Annotated in this window: 16 protein-coding genes; 14 read left to right on the top strand and 2 right to left on the bottom strand. The window is 66.5% G+C overall.

The window, feature by feature from the left end; genetic code table 11:
* Positions 1-7: 7 nt before the first annotated feature.
* The 9 genes from CR917_RS15030 (at position 8) to CR917_RS14990 (ending at position 11,948) form a co-directional block, all read left to right on the top strand.
* Positions 8-757 (top strand): SDR family NAD(P)-dependent oxidoreductase, encoded by a 750-nt coding sequence (locus CR917_RS15030; RefSeq protein ID WP_043864056.1) that lies wholly within the window; start codon positions 8-10, stop codon positions 755-757.
* Positions 750-1,508 (top strand): SDR family oxidoreductase, encoded by a 759-nt coding sequence (locus CR917_RS15025; RefSeq protein ID WP_078481155.1) that lies wholly within the window; start codon positions 750-752, stop codon positions 1,506-1,508. The genes CR917_RS15030 and CR917_RS15025 overlap by 8 nt, the downstream gene beginning before the upstream one ends.
* Positions 1,509-1,668: 160 nt before the next feature.
* Complete coding sequence (locus tag CR917_RS15020) at positions 1,669-3,744, top strand: hydantoinase/oxoprolinase family protein (RefSeq protein WP_104572564.1); 2,076 nt, start codon at positions 1,669-1,671, stop codon at positions 3,742-3,744.
* A 40-nt stretch (positions 3,745-3,784) separates the two neighbouring features.
* Entirely contained in the window at positions 3,785-5,437 is a 1,653-nt protein-coding gene (locus tag CR917_RS15015) for a hydantoinase B/oxoprolinase family protein (RefSeq protein WP_236171901.1), read from the top strand.
* 3 nt (positions 5,438-5,440) lie between these two features.
* Positions 5,441-6,643: an aminotransferase class I/II-fold pyridoxal phosphate-dependent enzyme gene (locus CR917_RS15010; protein ID WP_104572563.1), complete on the top strand. Its 1,203-nt coding sequence runs from the start codon at positions 5,441-5,443 to the stop codon at positions 6,641-6,643.
* A gap of 33 nt (positions 6,644-6,676) precedes the next feature.
* The gene (locus CR917_RS15005; protein ID WP_104572562.1) at positions 6,677-7,489 is read left to right on the top strand and encodes an NAD(P)-dependent oxidoreductase; all 813 of its coding nucleotides are present in this window, start codon (positions 6,677-6,679) and stop codon (positions 7,487-7,489) included.
* Between the two features lie 33 nt (positions 7,490-7,522).
* Complete coding sequence (locus tag CR917_RS15000; RefSeq protein WP_058540334.1) at positions 7,523-8,719, top strand: FAD-binding oxidoreductase; 1,197 nt, start codon at positions 7,523-7,525, stop codon at positions 8,717-8,719.
* 27 nt (positions 8,720-8,746) lie between these two features.
* Positions 8,747-10,432, top strand: a complete 1,686-nt coding sequence (locus tag CR917_RS14995) for a thiamine pyrophosphate-binding protein (RefSeq protein ID WP_104573179.1) — start codon at positions 8,747-8,749, stop codon at positions 10,430-10,432.
* A gap of 64 nt (positions 10,433-10,496) precedes the next feature.
* Positions 10,497-11,948, top strand: a complete 1,452-nt coding sequence (locus tag CR917_RS14990) for an NAD-dependent succinate-semialdehyde dehydrogenase (RefSeq protein ID WP_104572561.1) — start codon at positions 10,497-10,499, stop codon at positions 11,946-11,948.
* Positions 11,949-11,975: 27 nt separating this feature from the next.
* On the opposite strand, the gene CR917_RS14985 is transcribed toward CR917_RS14990, so the two are convergent.
* On the bottom strand, positions 11,976-12,701 hold the full coding sequence (locus tag CR917_RS14985; RefSeq protein WP_043864047.1) for a FadR/GntR family transcriptional regulator: 726 nt from the start codon (positions 12,699-12,701) through the stop codon (positions 11,976-11,978).
* A gap of 363 nt (positions 12,702-13,064) precedes the next feature.
* Between CR917_RS14985 and CR917_RS14980 the strand changes: the two genes are divergently transcribed.
* The 5 genes from CR917_RS14980 to CR917_RS14960 all read left to right on the top strand — a co-directional run bounded on the left by CR917_RS14980 (position 13,065) and on the right by CR917_RS14960 (position 18,038).
* Positions 13,065-14,213: a branched-chain amino acid ABC transporter substrate-binding protein gene (locus CR917_RS14980; protein WP_078481146.1), complete on the top strand. Its 1,149-nt coding sequence runs from the start codon at positions 13,065-13,067 to the stop codon at positions 14,211-14,213.
* Positions 14,214-14,356: 143 nt separating this feature from the next.
* Entirely contained in the window at positions 14,357-15,295 is a 939-nt protein-coding gene (locus tag CR917_RS14975) for a branched-chain amino acid ABC transporter permease (RefSeq protein WP_043864046.1), read from the top strand.
* Between the two features lie 12 nt (positions 15,296-15,307).
* Positions 15,308-16,549 carry an ABC transporter ATP-binding protein gene (locus CR917_RS14970; RefSeq protein WP_043864045.1) on the top strand — a complete coding sequence of 414 codons (1,242 nt, stop codon included), beginning with the start codon at positions 15,308-15,310 and terminating at the stop codon, positions 16,547-16,549.
* Positions 16,546-17,319: an ABC transporter ATP-binding protein gene (locus CR917_RS14965; protein ID WP_054914344.1), complete on the top strand. Its 774-nt coding sequence runs from the start codon at positions 16,546-16,548 to the stop codon at positions 17,317-17,319. Before CR917_RS14970 ends, CR917_RS14965 begins: the two co-directional genes overlap by 4 nt.
* A 2-nt stretch (positions 17,320-17,321) precedes the next feature.
* Positions 17,322-18,038 carry an ABC transporter ATP-binding protein gene (locus tag CR917_RS14960; protein ID WP_043864043.1) on the top strand — a complete coding sequence of 239 codons (717 nt, stop codon included), beginning with the start codon at positions 17,322-17,324 and terminating at the stop codon, positions 18,036-18,038.
* Positions 18,039-18,045: 7 nt separating this feature from the next.
* Here CR917_RS14960 and CR917_RS14955 read toward each other — a convergent pair whose 3' ends face one another.
* A complete protein-coding gene (locus CR917_RS14955; RefSeq protein ID WP_104572560.1) occupies positions 18,046-18,720 on the bottom strand; it encodes an SOS response-associated peptidase in 675 nt (224 codons plus the stop codon).
* Positions 18,721-18,753: the final 33 nt, after the last annotated feature.

Below are 18,753 nucleotides of genomic sequence, written 5' to 3'. Positions count from 1 at the left end.
GGTGGTTATGGAAGGTCAGACGGTCGTAATCGTTGGCGGGGCTTCGGGTTTGGGCCTGGAGACCGCCAGGTTGATGGTCAAGCGTGGGGCACGAAAAATCGGCTTGATCGATCGCAATGAGCAGTTGATGGCCGAGGCGGCAAGCACCTTGCGCGCCCTGGATTGCGAGGTGGCCACGGCGGCGGCGGACATTTCGCGCCAGGCCAGCGCCCATGCAGCCTTCGGGCAGGTCGTCGAGGCGCTGGGGCGGGTGCACTGCCTGGTCAACAGCGCGGCGATCTACCCGCGCCAGGACATCTTCGAGATCACCGACGAAGAGTGGGACCTGGAAAACGCGGTCAACATCAAGGGCACCTACCACATGATGGTCGCCGCCGTGCGCCACATGCAGGGCTTCGTCGCGGCGCCGCAGGTGACCGGGCGCATCGTCAACGTGACCTCGGTGGACGCCTTCAAGGCGCACCCGCAGAACGCCCACTATGCCGCCACCAAGGCGGCGGTGGTGAGCCTGACCAAATCCTTCGCCCAGGCCTGTGCCAAGGACCAGATCCTGGTCAACTCGGTGGCGCCGGCCGGCTTTGCCACCGAGCGCGCCCGCCAGCTGGGTTTTCTCGGCGAGCTGGCCGCCGCCAACCCGCTGGGCCGCGCGGCGGAACCTGCAGAGATCGCCGAATGGATCGTGATGATGGGCAGCAGCCGCAACAGCTATGCCACGGGTGAGAACGTGATTGTCAGCGGGGGTTACATCTATGCCTGAAGCAGCCGCATTACCGGCGTCCTACCGCTGTGCACTGGTGACCGGTGCCACCAGCGGCATCGGCAAGGCCATCGTGCTGGCCCTGCGCGATGCCGGCCTGCAGGTGATTGCCGTGGGCCGCAGCCGCGAGGCGCTGCAGGCGCTGGGCCAGGAGCAGGGCGTGGTGACGGTGGAGGCCGACGTGCGCCAGGCCGACGCCTTTGCCCAGGTGCTGAGCCAGTACCCGGTGGACGTGCTGGTCAACAATGCCGGGGTGCTGTCGAGCCGAGCCGCGTTCCAGGACATGGACCCGGCCGAGATCGACACCATGCTCGACATCAACCTCAAGGCGCCCCTGCACCTGACCCGTCAGGTGCTGCCGGGCATGGTGCAGCGCGGCCATGGCCACCTGTTCTTCATCGGCTCGAGTGCCGGGCGTGCGCCGCACCCCGGGGCGGCGGTGTATGGTTCGTCGAAGGCCGGCATCAGCCTGTTCTGCGACGCGCTGCGCTGCGACCTGCTGGGCAGCGGGGTGCGGGTGACCGAAATCGCCCCGGGTCGCGTGCAGACCCAGCTGTACCGCACCGCCATGGGCATGCAGGCCGCGGGCAGCGAGCTGTATGACGGCTACGCCTCGATCATGCCCGAGGACATCGCCCAGCTGCTGCTGGCGGCCTTGCGCCTGCCCGAGCAGGTGGACGTTTCGCGTCTGGAGGTGTTCCCCACGGCCCAGGCCGTGGGCGGCGCGCGGATGGTCAAGACGCTCGGCTGAGGCAGGCGGTGCCGGTGCGCACGGCGCATCGGCACGCCAGCCCGGGCGAGGGTGGAAAAGCGTGGTGTTAGTGCTTGACCACCTGTAAGACAACATATAACTTACATTAAGCCCGCCAACCAGTCGGGTGTGACAAGCACAAGAATTCAGGGGAACGACGATGACTGCTACAGCATGCCGAGTCGGCGTGGACATAGGTGGGACCTTTACGGATATCGCGCTGGATGTCGGCGGGGTGTTGCACTCGACCAAGATTCTGACGGACTACGCATTGCCCGAGCGTGCGATCCTCACGGGTGTGCAGGCGGTCGTCGACGCGGCAGGCCTGAAGCTGTCGGATATCGAGCAGCTGATCCACGGCACCACCCTGGCCACCAATGCCCTGATCGAGCGCCGCGGCGCGCGCACTGCGTTCATCACCACCGAAGGTTTTCGCGACACGCTGGAGATGCGCACCGAAAACCGCTTCGAGCAGTACGACATCAACATTGCGCTGCCACCGCCGCTGATCGAGCGCGAGCACCGCTACACCCTGCGCGAGCGCCTGGACGTACGCGGCAACGTGCTGATCGCCCCGCAACAGGCCGATATCGACGCGCTGGTGCAGCGCATCGGCGAGGGCGACTACCAGAGCGTGGCCATCGGCCTGATCCACAGCTACATCAATGGTGCCCACGAGCGCCTGTTGCGCGACGCCCTGCAGGCGCGCCTGCCACACCTGTCGATTTCGATCTCCAGCGAAGTCTCGCCGCAGATGCGCGAGTTCGAACGCTTCAACACCGTGTGCGCCAACGCCTACGTCAAACCCCTGATCAAGTCGTACCTGGACCGCGTGGTGGTCACCCTCAAGGCCGCCGGCGCCGATTGCCCGGTGTTCATGATCCATTCCGGCGGCGGCATCATCTCGGTGCAGAGCGCCGCCGAGTTTCCGGTGCGCCTGGTGGAGTCGGGCCCGGCGGGCGGGGCGATCTTCGCCGCCGACATTGCGCGCAAATACGCACTCGACGCGGTGGTGTCGTTCGACATGGGCGGCACCACGGCCAAGATCTGCCTGATCGAGAACCAGGTGCCCAAGACCGCCAAGACCTTCGAAGTGGCGCGCACCTACCGCTTCAAGAAGGGCAGTGGCATGCCGATTTCCATCCCGGTGGTGGAGATGGTCGAGATCGGCGCCGGCGGCGGTTCCATCGCCAGCATCGACAGCATGCGCCAGATTCGTGTGGGCCCGCACAGCGCGGCGTCCGAGCCGGGCCCGGCCTGCTATGACCGCGGTGGCCTTGAGCCGACCATCACCGATGCCAACCTGCTGCTGGGCCGCCTGGATGCCGACAATTTTGCCGGCGGCGCGCTGCGCCTGTCGGTCGACAACGCCGCCGGCGCGGTGGACCGGGTGATCGGCCAGCCGCTGGGCATGGACCCGCGCACCGCCGCCTTCGGCATCTGCGAAGTGGTCGACGAGAACATGGCCAACGCCGGCCGGGTGCACGCGGTGGAGAGCGGCAAGGACATTGCCGACTACACCATGATCACCTTTGGTGGCGGTGGCCCGCTGCACGCTGCGCGTCTGTGCGAAAAGATGGGTGTGTCGCGCTTTCTGGTGCCGGCCGGCGCCGGGGTAGGGTCGGCCATCGGTTTTCTGCGTGCGCCGTTCGGCTATGAAGCGGTACGCAGCGCCTTCGTGCGCCTGGCCGAGTTCGAGGCGGGGCAGGTCAATGCACTGATCGACGACATGAAGGCCGAGGCCCTGGGCTTCCTGCGCCAGGGCATGCCCGAGGGCGAGCCGGAGATGGAGTGCACCGCGTTCATGCGCTACGTCGGCCAGGGCTGGGAGATCCCCGTGAGCCTGCCGTTCAAGGCTTTCAGCAACAGCGACACGGCGCAGTTCAAGACGCTGTTCGAGGCGGCCTACACCGTGTTCTTCGGCCGCCCGATCGAAGGCCCGGACGTGGAGATCGTCAGCTGGTCGGTCAAGGCCAGTTCGCCCTTGCCGCCCGTGGCGCTGGCCAGCCAGGTCAAGGCCTCGCACCGCGCCCACGAAGTGGCGCGTCGCCAGGTGTTCGACGTGGTCGCCGGCGGTTTCGTCGATGCCGGCATCTACCAGCGCGAAGCGCTGCAGGCCGGTGCGCGCATCGATGGCCCGGCGATCATCGCTGAGCGCGAAACCTCGACCTTCGTGTCGTCCTCGTTCACCGCCACGGTCCAGCCCGACGGCTGCCTGCTGGTCGTCCGGCGCTAAGCCGCATTCGTTTGGAAGGCGATAACCCATGAGCGAAACAATGATCGATATTCAAATGCAGGTGATGTGGAACCGCCTGGTGTCGGTGGTCGAAGAACAGGCCCTGACCCTGATCCGCACCGCGTTCTCCACCAGCGTGCGCGAAGCCGGCGACCTCTCGGCCGGGGTGTTCGACCGCGCCGGCAACATGCTGGCCCAGGCCGTCACCGGCACCCCCGGCCACGTCAACACCATGGCCGAGGCGGTGGTGCACTTCATCAACGACATCGGCCCGGACAACATCTTCGAAGGCGACGTGTACGTCACCAACGACCCGTGGAAGGGCACCGGGCACCTGCACGACATCACCATCGTCTCGCCCTCGTTCTACAAGGGCCGGCTGATCGGCTACTTCGCCAGTACCGCCCACGTGGTGGACATCGGCGGGCGCGGTTTCGGCCCGGATGCCCGCGAGGTGTACGAGGAAGGCCTGTTCATCCCGATCATGAAGCTGTTCGAGCGCGGCCAGGTGAACCGCGACCTGATCAACATCCTGCGCAACAACGTGCGCGAGAACGACCGCGTGGTCGGCGACTTCTACGCACTGTCGGCCTGCAACGAGACCGGGCACAAACGCCTGCTGAGCATGCTCGACGAGTTTGCCCTGGACGACCTGGAGCACATCGGCGGGTTCATCCTGGAGCACAGCCGCCGCGCCACCCTGGAATGCTTCAAGTCGCTGCCCCATGGCACCTACCACAACAGCATGACCCTGGACGGCTACGACGTGCCGGTGACGCTGGCGGTGACCCTGACGGTGGGCCCGGACGGCATTCTCACCGACTTCAGCGGCACCTCGGGCATGAGCCAGTTCGGCATCAACGTGCCGCTGGGCTACGCCAAGGCCTATGCCTGCTACGGGCTCAAGTGCATCGTGGCGCCGGAGATCCCCAACAACAGCGCCTCGCTGGAGCCCTTTGCGGTCACTGCGCCCGAAGGCTGCATTCTCAATGCCAAGCACCCGGCGCCGGTATCGGTACGCCATGTACTGGGCCACTTCGTGCCCGACCTGGTGCTGGGTGCGCTGCACAAGTGCCTGCCCGGCCAGGTGCCGGCCGAGGGCGCCAGCGCACTGTGGAACCTGCACCTGAGCGTGCGTCCGCTGGACAGCAACCCGACCGGGCGCAACGCCGAGATGCTGATGTTCAACAGCGGCGGCATGGGCGCGCGCTCCGGCATGGACGGCCTGAGCGCCACCGCGTTCCCCAGCGGCGTGCACACCATGCCGGTGGAAGCCACCGAACAGGCCGGCCCGGTGGTGGTGTGGCGCAAGGAACTGCGCGAAGGCTCTGGCGGTGCCGGCCTGCTGCGCGGCGGCCTGGGCCAGGAAATCGAGGTGTCGGCCGCCGAAGGCTACAGCTTCCGCTTCAGCGCCATGTTCGACCGCATCCAGTACCCGGCGCGTGGGCTCGAGGGGGGCAAGGAGGGGGCCCAGGGCTACGTGGGCCTGGACGACGGCACCCTGCTGCGCGGCAAGGGCCAGCAGTTCGTGCCGGCCGATCGGCGCCTGGTGCTGCGCCTGCCGGGTGGCGGCGGTTACGGCGACCCGCGCCAGCGGCCACGCCACGAGGTGGCGCGCGACCTGCGCTTTGGCTACATCAGTGCCAGCCAGGCACGCGACGACTACGCCTTCGAACCCGGCCAGGAGGGCTGACCCATGGACTTTCAGAGTGCCCGTGTGCGGGCGGTGAAAAGCTCGCCGAGCATGGCGGTATCGGTGCTGGCCAAGCAGATGCTGGCCAAGGGCGAGCCGGTGATCAACCTGAGCCTGGGCGAACCGGACTTCAACACCCCGGCCCACGTGATCGAGGCCGCGCACCAGGCGATGCTCGAGGGCAACAACCACTACACCGCGCCCAATGGCCTGGAGGTGCTGCGCCAGGCCATCGTCGACAAGTTCGAGCGGGAAAACGGCCTGCGCTACGCACTGGACGAAATCTGCGTGGGCAATGGCGCCAAGCAGCTGCTGTTCAATGCGTTTCTCGCCACCCTGGAGCAGGGCGATGAAGTGCTCACGCCAGCGCCGTACTGGGTGTCGTACACCGACATGGCGATGCTCAACGGTGGCGTGCCGAAGGTGGTGCCGTGCGGCGCCGAACACGGCTTCAAGCTGGATGCCGCGCGCCTTGAGGCCGCCATCACCCCGCGTACCCGCTGGCTGATGCTGAACTCGCCGAACAACCCCTGCGGGGCGATCTACAGCCGTGAAGAGTTCGCGGCCCTGGGCGCCGTGCTGGAGCGCCACCCCCGGGTGCTGGTGATCTCCGACGAGATCTACGAGCACATCGTGCTGGGCAGGCAGCCGTTCGTGTCGTTCGTCAGCGCCTGCCCGCACCTGCGCAATCGCACTCTGCTGATCAACGGCGTGTCCAAGGCCTACGCCATGACCGGCTACCGCCTGGGCTATGCGGCCGGGCCACGCGAGCTGATCGTGGCAATGAACAAGACCCAGTCGCAGACCACCACCTGCCCGTCGACCATTTCGCAACTGGCGGCTGCTGCGGCGCTCAACGGCCCGCAGGATTTCGTGCGCCAGGCCAATCGCGAGTACCAGGCCCGAGGGGCGTTGGTGGTCGAGGGCCTGGCGGCCATCGAGGGGTTGAGCCTGCAGATGCCCGAGGGCGCGTTCTATGCCTTCCCGCAGTGCGCCGCGTTCATCGGCAGGCGTACGCCGGACGGGCAGGTGATCGAAACCGACGCCGACCTTGCCAGCTACCTGCTGCGGGTGGGCAAGGTGGCCACGGTGCCGGGCTCGGCCTTTGGCCTCGAACCCTACATTCGCCTGTCGTTCGCCACCTCACGCCAGGAGCTGGAGCAGGCCCTGGGGCAGCTGCGCGATGCGTTCGCGGCGCTGGCCTAGTACCGACAAACCGACTTTCACGAGGTTTCAAGCATGAGCAAGCCGTTCAAACGTTTGTTGATCACCGGTGCAGCCGGCCGCCTGGGCAGCGTGTTGCGCAAGCACATGCAGGCCTTTGCCGACGAGCTGCGCCTGACCGATATCGCCGACATGGGCAGCGCCGCGCCGCACGAAGAGCTGGTGCGCTGCGACCTGGGCAACCTGGCCGATGTGCTGCCGCTGGCCGAGGGCGTGGATGCCATCATCCATGCCGGCGGCGTGCCGGTGGAGGACACCTTCGCGGCGATCCTCAACGGCAACATCGTGGGCACCTACAACATCTATGAAGCGGCGCGCCAGCATGGCGTCAAGCGCGTGATCTACACCAGTTCCAACCACGCCATCGGCTTCTATGACCGCACCGAAACCATCGACGCCAGCGCAGCGCACCGCCCCGACAGCCTGTACGGGGTGAGCAAGTGCTTTGCCGAGGACCTGGGCCGCTACTACTGGGACAAGTTCGCCATCGAGTCGGTGAACCTGCGCATCGGCTCCTCGTTCCCCGAGCCGCTGGACCGGCGCATGCTCGCCACCTGGCTGTCGTTCGCCGACTTCGCGCAGCTGTGCGAGCGCTCGCTGCTGGCGCCACGGGTCGGCCACATGATCGTGTACGGCATGTCCGACAACCGCGAAACCCTGTGGGACAACCGCCTGGCGTCCTCCCTCGGCTACGTGCCCACGGACAGCGCCGACGACTACCGCGAGAAGGTCCTGGCCGAGCACCCGCCGCTGGACCCGAACGAGCCGGCGGCGCGCTACCACGGCGGCAACTTCGCCGGCGCCGGCCACTTCGAAGACCCGAAATGACCTTTTCCGAGCACTTTTGAAGAGACCCCAGCCATGGCTTCGACAGCAACAAAGCAGCATTACGATGTGGTGATCGTCGGCGGTGCGGTGAATGGCAGCGCCACCGCGTACTTTCTGGCCAGCAACCCGGACTTCACCGGCTCGGTGCTGGTGGTGGAGCGCGACTGGACCTATGCCCAATCGGCCACGGCGTTGTCCAGCAGCTCGATCCGGGTGCAGTTCTCCAACCCGATCAACATCCAGATCTCGCGCTTTGGCGCGCAGTTCATCCGCGACTTCCCCGAACTGATGGCGGTCAATGGCGACAGGCCCGACCTGGCCTTCAAGGAGAACGGCTACCTGTTCCTGGCCGACCAGAAGGGTTTCGACGTGCTCAAGCGTCTGCACCAGACCCAGCTGGACAACGGTGCCGACGTCACGTTGCTGGACACCGAGGCGCTGATCCGCCGCTTCCCGTGGGTCAACCCCGACAGCCTGGCCGGCGGCACCTATGGCGAGAGGGACGAGGGCTGGTTCGACAACTACGGGATCATGAACGGCTTTCGCAGAAAGGCCCGCAGCCTGGGCGTGGAGTATGTCGAGAACGAAGTGGTCCAGGTGCTGCGCGAGGGTGATGTGATCACCGGTGTGCGCCTGGGCGATGGCCAGTTGATCGGCTGTGGCCAACTGGTCAACACCGCCGGCACCCGTGGACGCCAGGTGGCGCGCCTGGCCGGGCTGGACATTCCGGTGGAGGCGCGGCGCCGTTCGCTGTTCGTGTTCGACTGCCATACGCCGCTGCCCGGCACCGTGCCGCTGACCATCGACCCCACCGGGGTGTTCTTCCGCCCCGAAGGCCACCTGTACCTGGGCGGCACCTACCCACGCCACGACCCGGAGGTGGATTTCAGCGACTTCGACGTGATGCACGACGAGTTCGAGGAAGAGGTGTGGCCGGTGCTGGCCGAGCGTGTGCCGGCGTTCGAGGCGATCAAGGTGGTCAACTCCTGGGCCGGGCACTACGACTTCTGCGTGCTCGACCACAACGCCATCGTCGGCCCCCATGACCAGGTGCGCAACTTCCTGTTCTGCAACGGTTTCAGTGGCCACGGCCTGCAGCAGGCACCGGCCATCGGCCGCGGCCTGAGCGAGCTGATCATCTACGGGGGCTACCGCACCCTGGACCTGAGTGCCCTGAGTTATCAACGGGTGATCGAGAACCGTCCTTTCCTGGAAGACTCGGTCATCTGACCGCGCCGCCTGATGGAGAACAACAAGATGAACACTGACAACAACGGGCTGCGCACGGGCGGGCAGGTGCTGGTCGATGCCTTGCGCATCAATGGCGTGGAACGCGCGTTCTGCGTGCCCGGCGAGAGCTACCTGGCGGTGCTCGATGCCTTGCACGATGCCAGGGACGACATCGAGCTGATCGTGTGCCGCCAGGAGGGCGGCGCCGCCTACATGGCCGAAGCCTACGGCAAGCTCACCGGCAAGCCGGGTATCTGCTTCGTCACCCGCGGGCCGGGGGCGACCAATGCCTCGGTCGGCGTGCACACCGCCTTCCAGGACTCCACGCCGATGATCCTGTTCATCGGCCAGGTGGCCCGCGACCAGGTGGAGCGCGAAGCCTTCCAGGAGATCGACTACCGCCGCATGTTCGGCCAGATGGCCAAGTGGGTGGTGGAGGTCGACGATGCCGCGCGCCTGCCCGAGCTGCTCAGCCAGGCGTTCCACCGCGCCACCAACGGCCGCCCCGGCCCGGTGGTGGTGGCCCTGCCCGAAGACATGCTGACGGATCGGGTGGCAGTGGCCGATGCTGGCCCGGCCCGGCGGATCGAAGCGGCGGCGGCACCTGCCGACCTGCAGCGCCTGCAGGCTCTGCTGGGCGAGGCACAGCGCCCGTTGGTGGTGCTGGGCGGTGGCGGCTGGACCGCCGCGGCGGTGGCCGATGCGCGGCGCTTCATCCAGGCCCAGAACCTGCCTGTGGCGGCTTCGTTCCGCTGCCAGGACCTGTTCGACAACACCTTGCCCCAGTACGCCGGCGACCTGGGCCTTGCCGCCGGCCCCGAGCTGGTGGAGGCGGTGAAAAGCAGTGACCTGCTGCTGGTGATCGGTGCACGCCTGGGCGAGATGAGCACCGGCGGCTATGCCCTGGTGGACATTCCGGTGCCCAGGCAGGCGCTGGTGCACATTCACCCCGGCATCGAGGAACTGGGCCGGGTGTACCAGCCGACCCTGGCGATCAACGCCGGCATGCCGACCATCGCCGCGCAACTGGCGGCGCTGGCGCCGGTCAAGCCGCAGGCATTCGCCGAGTGGGTACAGCGCCTGAACAGCGGCTACCGGGCCAACTTCGAATGCCCGCGTTCGCCCGGCGCGGTGCAGATGAGCGAGGTGATCGCCTGGCTCAACCAGCACCTGGCTGCCGACAGCATCATCACCTGCGGTGCCGGCAACTACACCGGCTGGGTGCACCGCGGCTACCAGCACCAGGCGTTTCGCACCTTGCTGGGGCCCACCAACGGCTCGATGGGCTATGGCGTGCCGGCGGCGATTGCGGCCAAGCTCACCGCGCCGCAGCGCAGCGTGGTGGCGTTCGCCGGTGATGGCTGCTTTCTGATGAACGGCCAGGAGCTGGCCACTGCCGCGCACTATGACGCCCGGGTCATCGTGGTGGTGGTGAACAACGGCATGTACGGCACCATCCGCATGCACCAGGAGCGCAGCTACCCGGGGCGGGTGTCGGGTACCGACCTGCACAACCCCGACTTCGCCGCGCTGGCACGGGCCTATGGCCTGCATGCCGAAACGGTGAGCGCCACCGAGCAGTTCGCGGGTGCGTTCGAGCGTTGCGAGGCGTCGCGCAAGCCGGCGCTGATCGAGGTGCAGATCGACCCTGAGGCGCTGACCCCGCGCATGACCCTCAGCCAGATCCGCGAAAAGGCCCTGGCGTCGCGTTGACCCTCCAGGCGGGGGCAGGGTCTGCCTCCCGCCGTTTCCTTCATTCCCCTGCGAGCCCATCAGCATGAACCTTGCCGATCCTGATCTGCTGCGTGAACGTTGCTATATCGATGGAACCTGGGTGGGCGCCGACAGCGCCCGCAGCATTGACGTGACCAACCCGGCCACCGGCCAGCGCCTGGGTGGCGTGCCGCGCATGGGCGCCGACGAAACCCGCCGCGCCGTGCTCGCCGCCCAGGCGGCGCTGCCGGCCTGGCGCGCCCTCACCGCCAAGGAACGCGCCAGCCGCTTGCAGGCGTGGTTTCGCGAAATTCTCCTGCACCAGGAAGACCTGGCGCGCATCATGACCGCCGAGCAGGGCAAGCCCCTGGCCGAGGCCCGTGGCGAGATCGCCTTCGCCGCAGCCTATGTGGAGTTCTATGCCGAGGAGGGCAAGCGCCTGTATGGCGACGTGATCCCCTCGCCGCAGGCCGACCGGCGCCTGCTGGTGACCAAGGAGCCGATTGGCGTGTGCGCGGCGATCACGCCGTGGAATTTCCCGGCGGCGATGATCACGCGCAAGGCCGCCCCGGCCCTGGCGGCCGGCTGCACGCTGGTGCTCAAGCCCGCCTCGCAGACCCCGTTCAGCGCCCTGGCGCTGTGCGTGCTGGCCGAACGCGCGGGCATACCGCGTGGCGTGCTCAACGTAGTGACCGGCGACTCGGCCGCCATCGGTGGCGAACTGACCGCCAACCCGGTGGTGCGCAAGCTGTCGTTCACCGGCTCCACGCCCATCGGCATCCAGTTGCTGCAGCAGAGCGCGGCCACGGTGAAGAAGGTGAGCCTGGAGCTGGGCGGCAACGCGCCCTTCATCGTGTTCGACGACGCGGACCTTGAGGCGGCGGTGGAGGGCGCACTGGTGGCCAAGTTCCGCAACAGCGGGCAGACCTGCGTGTGCGCCAATCGCTTCTACATCCAGGACGGCATCTACGAGCGCTTTGTCGAGCGCTTTGCCCAGCGGGTCGGCGAGCTGGTGGTGGGCGAGGGCAGCCAGGCCGGCACCACCGTCGGCCCGCTGATCGATGCCAAGGCCGTGGCCGGGGTCGAGGCGATGGTGAGCGACGCACTGGAGGGCGGTGCGCGACTGGTCGCCGGTGGCCGGCGCCACCCCCTTGGCGAGGCGTTCTACCAGCCCACCGTGCTGGCCGAGGTGACACCGGACATGCGCGTGGCCCGCGAGGAGATTTTCGGGCCGGTGGCGCCGCTGTTTCGCTTTCACAGCGAAGAACAGGTCATCGCCCAGGCCAATGCCACCGAGTTCGGCCTGGCCTGCTACCTGTATGCACGGGATGTGGGGCGGATCTGGCGGGTCTCGGAGGCCCTGGAGTACGGCATGGTCGGCGTCAATGTCGGCGTGCTGGCCACCGAGGTCGCACCGTTTGGCGGTGTGAAGTCATCGGGGCTGGGGCGCGAAGGCTCGCGCTACGGGATCGAGGATTACCTCGAGATCAAGTACGTGTGCCTGGGCCTGGGCTGACCCGCCAGGGCAGGGCGACAGCGCCGCTCAGTCGCCGCTGTCGACCAGGCGCTGGTAACGCGACAGGCTTTCTTCCAGGTGCTTGCGCACCGCCGAACGGGCGGCGTTGACGTCGCCCATGCTGATGGCCGAGAGAATCGCGCCGTGTTCGCGGCCGATCTTCTTGATGTGCGCCAGGCGGTTCTTGCCGGTGGACTGGCCGTGCTTGAGGTTGAGGTCGAAGATGATGTCCGGGCCCAGGGCTTCGAGCAGCTGCGGGAAGTGCGGGTTGTTGGTGGCGCGGGCAATCGCCAGGTGGAACTCGAAGTCGGCACGGGCCTCTTCCTCGAGGTTGGAGCCGTCCAGCGCGTTGAAGCGGTCGAAGGCCTCGGTGATCTGCGCCACGCTGGTGGGGCTGCGGCGCTCGGCGGCACGCGCGACCGACTCGGTCTCGATGCCCAGGCGCAGTTCCAGCACGTGGGCGGCGGCGCGCACGTCATCGACTGCGGTGCTCAGGGCAAAGCCCAGGCGCTTGACGTCCTGCTCGACCACGAACACGCCTACACCCTGGCGGGCGATCAGCCGACCGCCCAGACGCAACGAGGCCACGGCCTCGCGAATCACAGGGCGGCTGACGCCGAATTCCTTGCACAGCTCCTGTTCGGACGGAAGCTTCTGCCCCGGCCCGTATGTGCCATTGTCGATCCGGTTGGACAGCTCGTGGATCACTGTCTCCGCCAGATTGGCCCTGCGCGTTCCAAACGACGCATTCATAGTTGTGTAGCTCCTGAAACTGATGTGCTCATCACGATGGATTGAATGGTTGAACAGGTTGGCGCATCCGTCAAACGCGATCTGCGTCGATTTCACCCGACCCGCTAAAAACCCGAAGTAGCGGCGAAAATGTAGCCATATGTTATCAAACAACTGACTTGTTATGGTGCAAGCGCCTGATTCTACTGCAATCCCATGCCTCGTTAAGGTGCATGGATCAAGGCGTGCGTGGCTTTTGTCAGCATTTTCATTTTCCTCAAGCATACACCCATTGACAGTTGCCTGCTGACTGTTATCTTACAAGTGCGCCGGCGAGGTTGGCCAGGCGTGTGCAGTTCGTCCAATGATTACTGGGAGCTGAGAATGAATAAGAACAACCGGGGTTTGACCGCCCTTGCTGCACTGATGGCAACACTGATGGGGGCTGGCACTGCGAACGCGGCGGACACCCAGCTGGTACGGATCGGCTTTGCCGGCCCGCTGACCGGGCCCTCTGCACACCAGGGGCTGGATGTGGAACATGGCGTGAGCATCGCCATCGAAGAGGCCAACCAGCAGCAGTTGAAGCTGGGCGACAAGGTGGCCCAGTTCAAGCTGGTGTCCGAGGACGATGTGGCCGACCCGCGTACCGGTACCGCCGTGGCGCAACGCCTGGTGGATTCGAAGGTGGCGGTGGTGATCGGGCACTACAACTCGGGCACCAGCATCCCGGCCTCGAAGATCTACGCCGATGCCGGCATCCCGCAGATCTCGCCGTCGGCGACCAACCCGGCGCTGACCCGCCAGGGCATCAAGACCGTGTTTCGCGTGGTCAACGACGACGCCACCCTCGGCCGCTATGCCGGCAACTACCTGGTCAAGACCCTGCAGGCCCAGCGCATCGCGATCTTCGACGACCGCACCGCCTACGGCCAGGGCCTGGCCGACGAAGTGACCAAGGCGGTCAAGGCCGCCGGTGGCAACGTGGTGGTACGCGAATACACCAACGACAAGTCCACCGACTTCAATGCCATCCTCACCACCGCCAAGTCGCAGAAGGTCGATGCGGTGTTCTTCGCCGCCCTCGACTACCAGGCCGCCCCCATGGCCAAGCAGATGAAGAACCTGGGCCTGAAGGCCAGGTTCATGAACATCGGCAACCTGCCCAACGACGAGTTCAAGAAGATGGCCGGCAGCGCCGCCGAGGGCGTGTACGCCTGGAACTACGGCACCCCGTTGCTGGAGATGCCCAAGGGCGCGGCGTTCGAGCAGAAGCTCAAGGCCAAGTTCGGCACGGGCGTGGTGCAGTCCTCGCCGGCGGCGTACGACGCCACCTGGGCGGCGATCACCGCCATGGTCAAGGCGCAGTCGGCCGACCCTGCCGTGTACCTGCCGGTACTCAAGAGCGAAAGCTACGAGGGCGTCACCGGCACCATCGCATTCGATGAATTCGGCAACCTGAAAAGCCCGGCCGCCACGGTGTTCCAGTTTGCCGACGGCGGCTGGAAAACCCTCTCGGTCGAGCGCGACTGAGCCGTTGCTCTACCTCGAATAACAAGCGGGCCGCCCGGCTCGCAACAATAAGAAGCGTTCATTTCTGACCTGCCAGGCATGCCGCCGCGTCGCTGTTGCCAGCGCACGCGGTGAGCGACAACGCAGTTTTGAGGATTCAGCTCGTGGAAGGCAATTTCGATATCTTGTTGCAGCAGGTCCTCAACGGCCTGGTGCTGGGCAGCATCTATGCCCTGGTAGCCCTGGGCTACACCATGGTCTACGGCATCATCGGCCTGATCAACTTCGCCCACGGCGAGGTGGTGATGGTGGGCGCCATGGTGACCATCTCGGTGCTGAGCATGCTCGCGGGCATGGGCTTTGCGCCCGGCATCCTGACCCTGCTGCTGGCGATCATGGTGGCGGCGGCGGTGTGCATGCTGATGGCCCAGGGCATGGAGAAGTTCGCCTACCGGCCCTTGCGCAAGGCCCCGCGCCTGACCCCGCTGATCCTCGCGATCGGCATCTCGATCGCCTTGCAGAACCTGGCGATGATGATCTGGGGGCGTGGCTACAAGACCTTCCCCGAAGTGGTCGAAACCCGCCCGATCGAGGTGTTTGGCGCCACCGTCACCAACGTGCAGATGAGCATCATGATCATCTCGGTGGTGATCATGCTGGGGCTGTGGCTGCTGGTCGACAAGACCCGCCTGGGCAAGGCCATGCGCGCCACCGCGCAGAACCAGGAAGTGGCCGGGCTGATGGGCATCAACATCAACCGGGTGATTTCCGCGACCTTCCTGATCGGTGCCGGGCTTGGCGCCATCGCCGGGGTGATGCGCGCGGTCAACTACGGCCAGGCCGACGCCTACATGGGCCTGCTGCTGGGGCTCAAAGCCTTCTCGGCGGCGGTGCTGGGCGGCATCGGCAACCTGTTCGGGGCCATGGCCGGCGGGCTGCTGCTGGGCCTGATCGAGTCGCTGGCCGCCGGCTACACCGGCCACCTCACCGGGGGCTTCCTGGGCGCCAACTACCAGGACATCTTCGCGTTCGCCGTGCTCATTCTGGTGCTGCTGTTCCGACCCAACGGCCTGATGGGCGAACGCCAGGCCGACCGGGCCTAGGAGGCAACGCACATGAAAAACCAAACCGCACAGTACCTGCTGCTGATCCTGGCGTTCGTGGCCTTGCCCTTCGTCGTCGACAGCATTCCGTTTCTGGGGCCCACCTGGGTACGCATCCTCGGCTTTGCCATGCTCTACGTGCTGCTGGCACTGGGCCTGAACATCGTGATCGGCTACGCCGGCCTGCTCGACATGGGCTACATCGGCTTCTATGCCATCGGCGCCTACCTGTACGCCTTGCTGGCCTCGCCGCACCTGAACATGGCCGGGCTGGTGGACGGCGTGCTGAACTGGCCGCTGTGGGTGATCATCCCGCTGGCAGCGATTGCCGCGGCCATCTGCGGGGTGCTGATCGGCGCCCCGGTGCTCAAGCTGCGCGGCGACTACCTGGCCATCGTGACCCTGGGCTTTGGCGAGATCATCCGCATCTTCATGAACAACCTCGACCAGCCGGTGAACATCACCAACGGGCCGCAGGGCATCAGCAACATCGCACCCTTGCACATCGACGGCGGGGCCTGGTCGCATGCCGCAGGGCAGGCGCCCGAGGCGCTGCTGTCGCTGCAGACCTCATGGAGCCTGTTCGGGCTCAAGGTCACCCCGGTGATCAGCTACTACCTGTTCTTCCTGGTGGTGGTGATCTTCGCCATCGTGCTGTCCAAGCGCCTCGAAGTCTCGCGCATCGGGCGGGCCTGGATGGCCCTGCGCGAGGACGAGGTGGCGGCCGAGGCCATGGGCCTGAACAAGCGCAACCTCAAGCTGCTGGCATTTGCCATGGGCGCGACCTTTGGCGGGGTGTCCGGGGTGCTGTTCTCCAGCTACCAGGGCTTCGTCAGCCCCGAGTCGTTCACCCTGATGGAGTCGATCATGGTGCTGGCGATGGTGGTGCTCGGCGGCATGGGCTCGATTCGCGGCGTGGTGCTTGGGGCGTTGATCCTGTCGGTGATGCCCGAGGTGTTCCGCGACCTGGTCAACTGGATACAGCCGTTCGTGATGGACAACGTGACCTTCGTCAGCCGCGAGGTGCTGCGCAACGTGCTGGATGCCTCGACCCTGCGCATGCTGGTGTTCGGCCTGGCGTTGATTCTGGTGATGCGCTACCGGCCCGAGGGCCTGTGGCCGTCCAACCGACGCCGCGCCGAGCTGCATGACGGCGACCCCGAGCCCACCCCGGCGGCGACCGCGCTGAGCACCACGGTGCCCGCGAGCACGCCGGCCTTCGATCACCCGGCCCAACAGGCGGACAAGGTATGAGCGACGTATTACTGGAGCTGCGTTCGGTCAGCAAGTTCTTTGGCGGCCTGCAGGCCCTGCACGGCATCGACCTGTCGATCCGGCGCGGCGAGATCCGCGGCCTGCTGGGCCCCAACGGCGCGGGCAAGACCACCCTGTTCAACGTGCTTACCGGGCTGTACCGGGCCGAAGAGGGCAAGGTCGAGTTCGACGGCAAGCCGCTGAACATCAGCAAGCCGCACAAGGTGGTGGAGGCGGGTATCTCGCGCACCTTCCAGAACATCCGGCTGTTCCACAACATGACCGCGCTGGAAAACGTGATGATCGGTCGCCATGTACGCACCCGCTGCGGGGTGTTCGGGGCCGTGTTCCGCACCCCGGCCTGCGTGCGCGAAGAGCGCGAGATTCGCCAGGCTGCGCGGCACTGGCTGGCCTACGTGGGCATCGGGCACCTGGCCGGGGAACTGGCCAAGAACCTGTCCTACGGCGACCAGCGGCGTCTGGAAATTGCCCGCTCGCTGGCCACCGAACCCTTGCTGATTGCCCTGGACGAACCGGCGGCCGGCATGAACGCCTCCGAGACCGAAGGCCTGCGCCAGCTGATGTGCAAGATGAAGGCCGACGGCAAGACGGTGCTGCTGATCGAGCATGACGTGAAGCTGGTGATGGGCTTGTGCGATCACGTCACCGTGCTGGAATTCGGCAGGAAGATCGCCGATGGCCTGCCGGCCGATGTGCAAAGGGACCCTCGGGTAATCGAGGCCTATCTGGGTTCGGAGGCGGTGGCCTGAACATGAAGAACATTCTTGAAGTACGCGACCTGCAGGTGGCCTACGGGGCCATCCAGGCGATCAAGGGCATCGACCTGCACATCCGCGAGGGCGAAATGGTCGCGTTGATCGGCGCCAACGGCGCCGGCAAGACCACCACCCTCAAGACCCTGGCCGGCCTGCTCAGCCCGGTGGCCGGGCAGATCACCTTCGATGGCAAGGCGCATGCGGCGATCAAGAGCTACGACCTGATCCGCCAGGGCCTGGCGCTGGTGCCGGAAGGCCGCGGGATCTTCCCCAAGCTGACGGTGTACGAGAACCTGGAGATGGGTGCGTTCTCGCGAACCGACGGCAAGGACGCGATCCAGGCCGATATCGAACGCATGTTCGGCATCTTCCCGCGGCTCAAGGAGCGCGCCTTTCAGCTGGCCGGCACCATGTCGGGCGGCGAGCAGCAGATGCTGGCGATTTCCCGGGCATTGATGGGCAGGCCCAAGCTGCTGTTGCTCGACGAGCCGTCGATGGGCCTGGCGCCGATCATCGTGCAGAAGATCTTCGAAACCATCGTCGAGGTGGTCAAGGGCGGCGTGACCCTGTTGCTGGTGGAGCAGAACGCCAGGCTTGCCTTGCAGACCTGCCAGCGCGCCTATGTGATCGATGGCGGGCGCATCGCGCTGGAAGGCCAGGCCAGCGACCTGCTGCACAACGAGCAGGTGCAGAAGGCGTACCTGGGCGAGTAGGCGCCGTTCAGGGGTGCCGGCGCTGCACCAGGGCCGGGCCCTGGTTGCGACTGTTGCCCACGGCGCTGTCCACGGGGTACCACTCGAACACCTGGGCGGGCTCGGCGAGGTCCAGCAACAGCTGTTCGGCGTATGCCTTGGAGGTGGCGGGGGCCAGCCAGTGGCGTGCCGCATCTGCAGCCAGCACCACCGGGCGCCGGTCATGCACATCCAGCAGGCCGCCCTGGCTGTCGGCCGTGATGATCACGCAGCCGTCCTGTTCGCCGGGTGGGTCGCCCAGCTGGCCGATGGCCGCACACAGGGCAGGGCGTCCATCGCGGCGGCGGATCAGGTAGGGCTGCTTCTTCGGCCCGCCTTCATCGACCCATTCGAACCAGTTGTCGACCGGCACGATCAGCCGGTGCGGCCAGATGGCGCGAAAGAACGGGCCGTGGGCCACCTTCTCGACGCGGGCATTGATCGGTGCCGGCTTGTCCTGCGCCCAGTGTGGCCGCCAGCCCCAGCGCAGCAGGTCGGCGTGCAGGGTTTCATGCTGCAGGCCGAGTACCGCCAGCTGGGTGGTGGGGGCCACGTTGTAGTGCCCAAGCGGCGCATCGCCCACGCGGTTGACCAGTGGGTTGGGCATGCTCAGGGCGTCCACGAACTCGTGGATGCCGTGGTACTGGCTCAGTCGTCCGCACATGTGCACCTCCGCCGGCAGGCCTGTTTGAGCATA

The sequence above is a fragment of the Pseudomonas sp. BRM28 genome, from assembly GCF_002939405.1.
Lineage (GTDB): Bacteria > Pseudomonadota > Gammaproteobacteria > Pseudomonadales > Pseudomonadaceae > Aquipseudomonas > Aquipseudomonas palmensis.
Note: the sequence above shows the minus strand (reverse complement) of the source record. Positions and strands in the feature narration are given on the sequence as shown.

Bases quoted from the DNA above. Each gene is read 5' to 3' on its own strand.
- CR917_RS15030 (WP_043864056.1), top strand. From the start codon at position 8: ATGGAAGGTCAGACGGTCGTAATCGTTGGCGGGGCTTCGGGTTTGGGC.
- CR917_RS15025 (WP_078481155.1), top strand. From the start codon at position 750: ATGCCTGAAGCAGCCGCATTACCGGCGTCCTACCGCTGTGCACTGGTG.
- CR917_RS15020 (WP_104572564.1), top strand. From the start codon at position 1,669: ATGACTGCTACAGCATGCCGAGTCGGCGTGGACATAGGTGGGACCTTT.
- CR917_RS15015 (WP_236171901.1), top strand. From the start codon at position 3,785: ATGATCGATATTCAAATGCAGGTGATGTGGAACCGCCTGGTGTCGGTG.
- CR917_RS15010 (WP_104572563.1), top strand. From the start codon at position 5,441: ATGGACTTTCAGAGTGCCCGTGTGCGGGCGGTGAAAAGCTCGCCGAGC.
- CR917_RS15005 (WP_104572562.1), top strand. From the start codon at position 6,677: ATGAGCAAGCCGTTCAAACGTTTGTTGATCACCGGTGCAGCCGGCCGC.
- CR917_RS15000 (WP_058540334.1), top strand. From the start codon at position 7,523: ATGGCTTCGACAGCAACAAAGCAGCATTACGATGTGGTGATCGTCGGC.
- CR917_RS14995 (WP_104573179.1), top strand. From the start codon at position 8,747: ATGAACACTGACAACAACGGGCTGCGCACGGGCGGGCAGGTGCTGGTC.
- CR917_RS14990 (WP_104572561.1), top strand. From the start codon at position 10,497: ATGAACCTTGCCGATCCTGATCTGCTGCGTGAACGTTGCTATATCGAT.
- CR917_RS14985 (WP_043864047.1), bottom strand. From the start codon at position 12,701: ATGAATGCGTCGTTTGGAACGCGCAGGGCCAATCTGGCGGAGACAGTG.
- CR917_RS14980 (WP_078481146.1), top strand. From the start codon at position 13,065: ATGAATAAGAACAACCGGGGTTTGACCGCCCTTGCTGCACTGATGGCA.
- CR917_RS14970 (WP_043864045.1), top strand. From the start codon at position 15,308: ATGAAAAACCAAACCGCACAGTACCTGCTGCTGATCCTGGCGTTCGTG.
- CR917_RS14965 (WP_054914344.1), top strand. From the start codon at position 16,546: ATGAGCGACGTATTACTGGAGCTGCGTTCGGTCAGCAAGTTCTTTGGC.
- CR917_RS14960 (WP_043864043.1), top strand. From the start codon at position 17,322: ATGAAGAACATTCTTGAAGTACGCGACCTGCAGGTGGCCTACGGGGCC.
- CR917_RS14955 (WP_104572560.1), bottom strand. From the start codon at position 18,720: ATGTGCGGACGACTGAGCCAGTACCACGGCATCCACGAGTTCGTGGAC.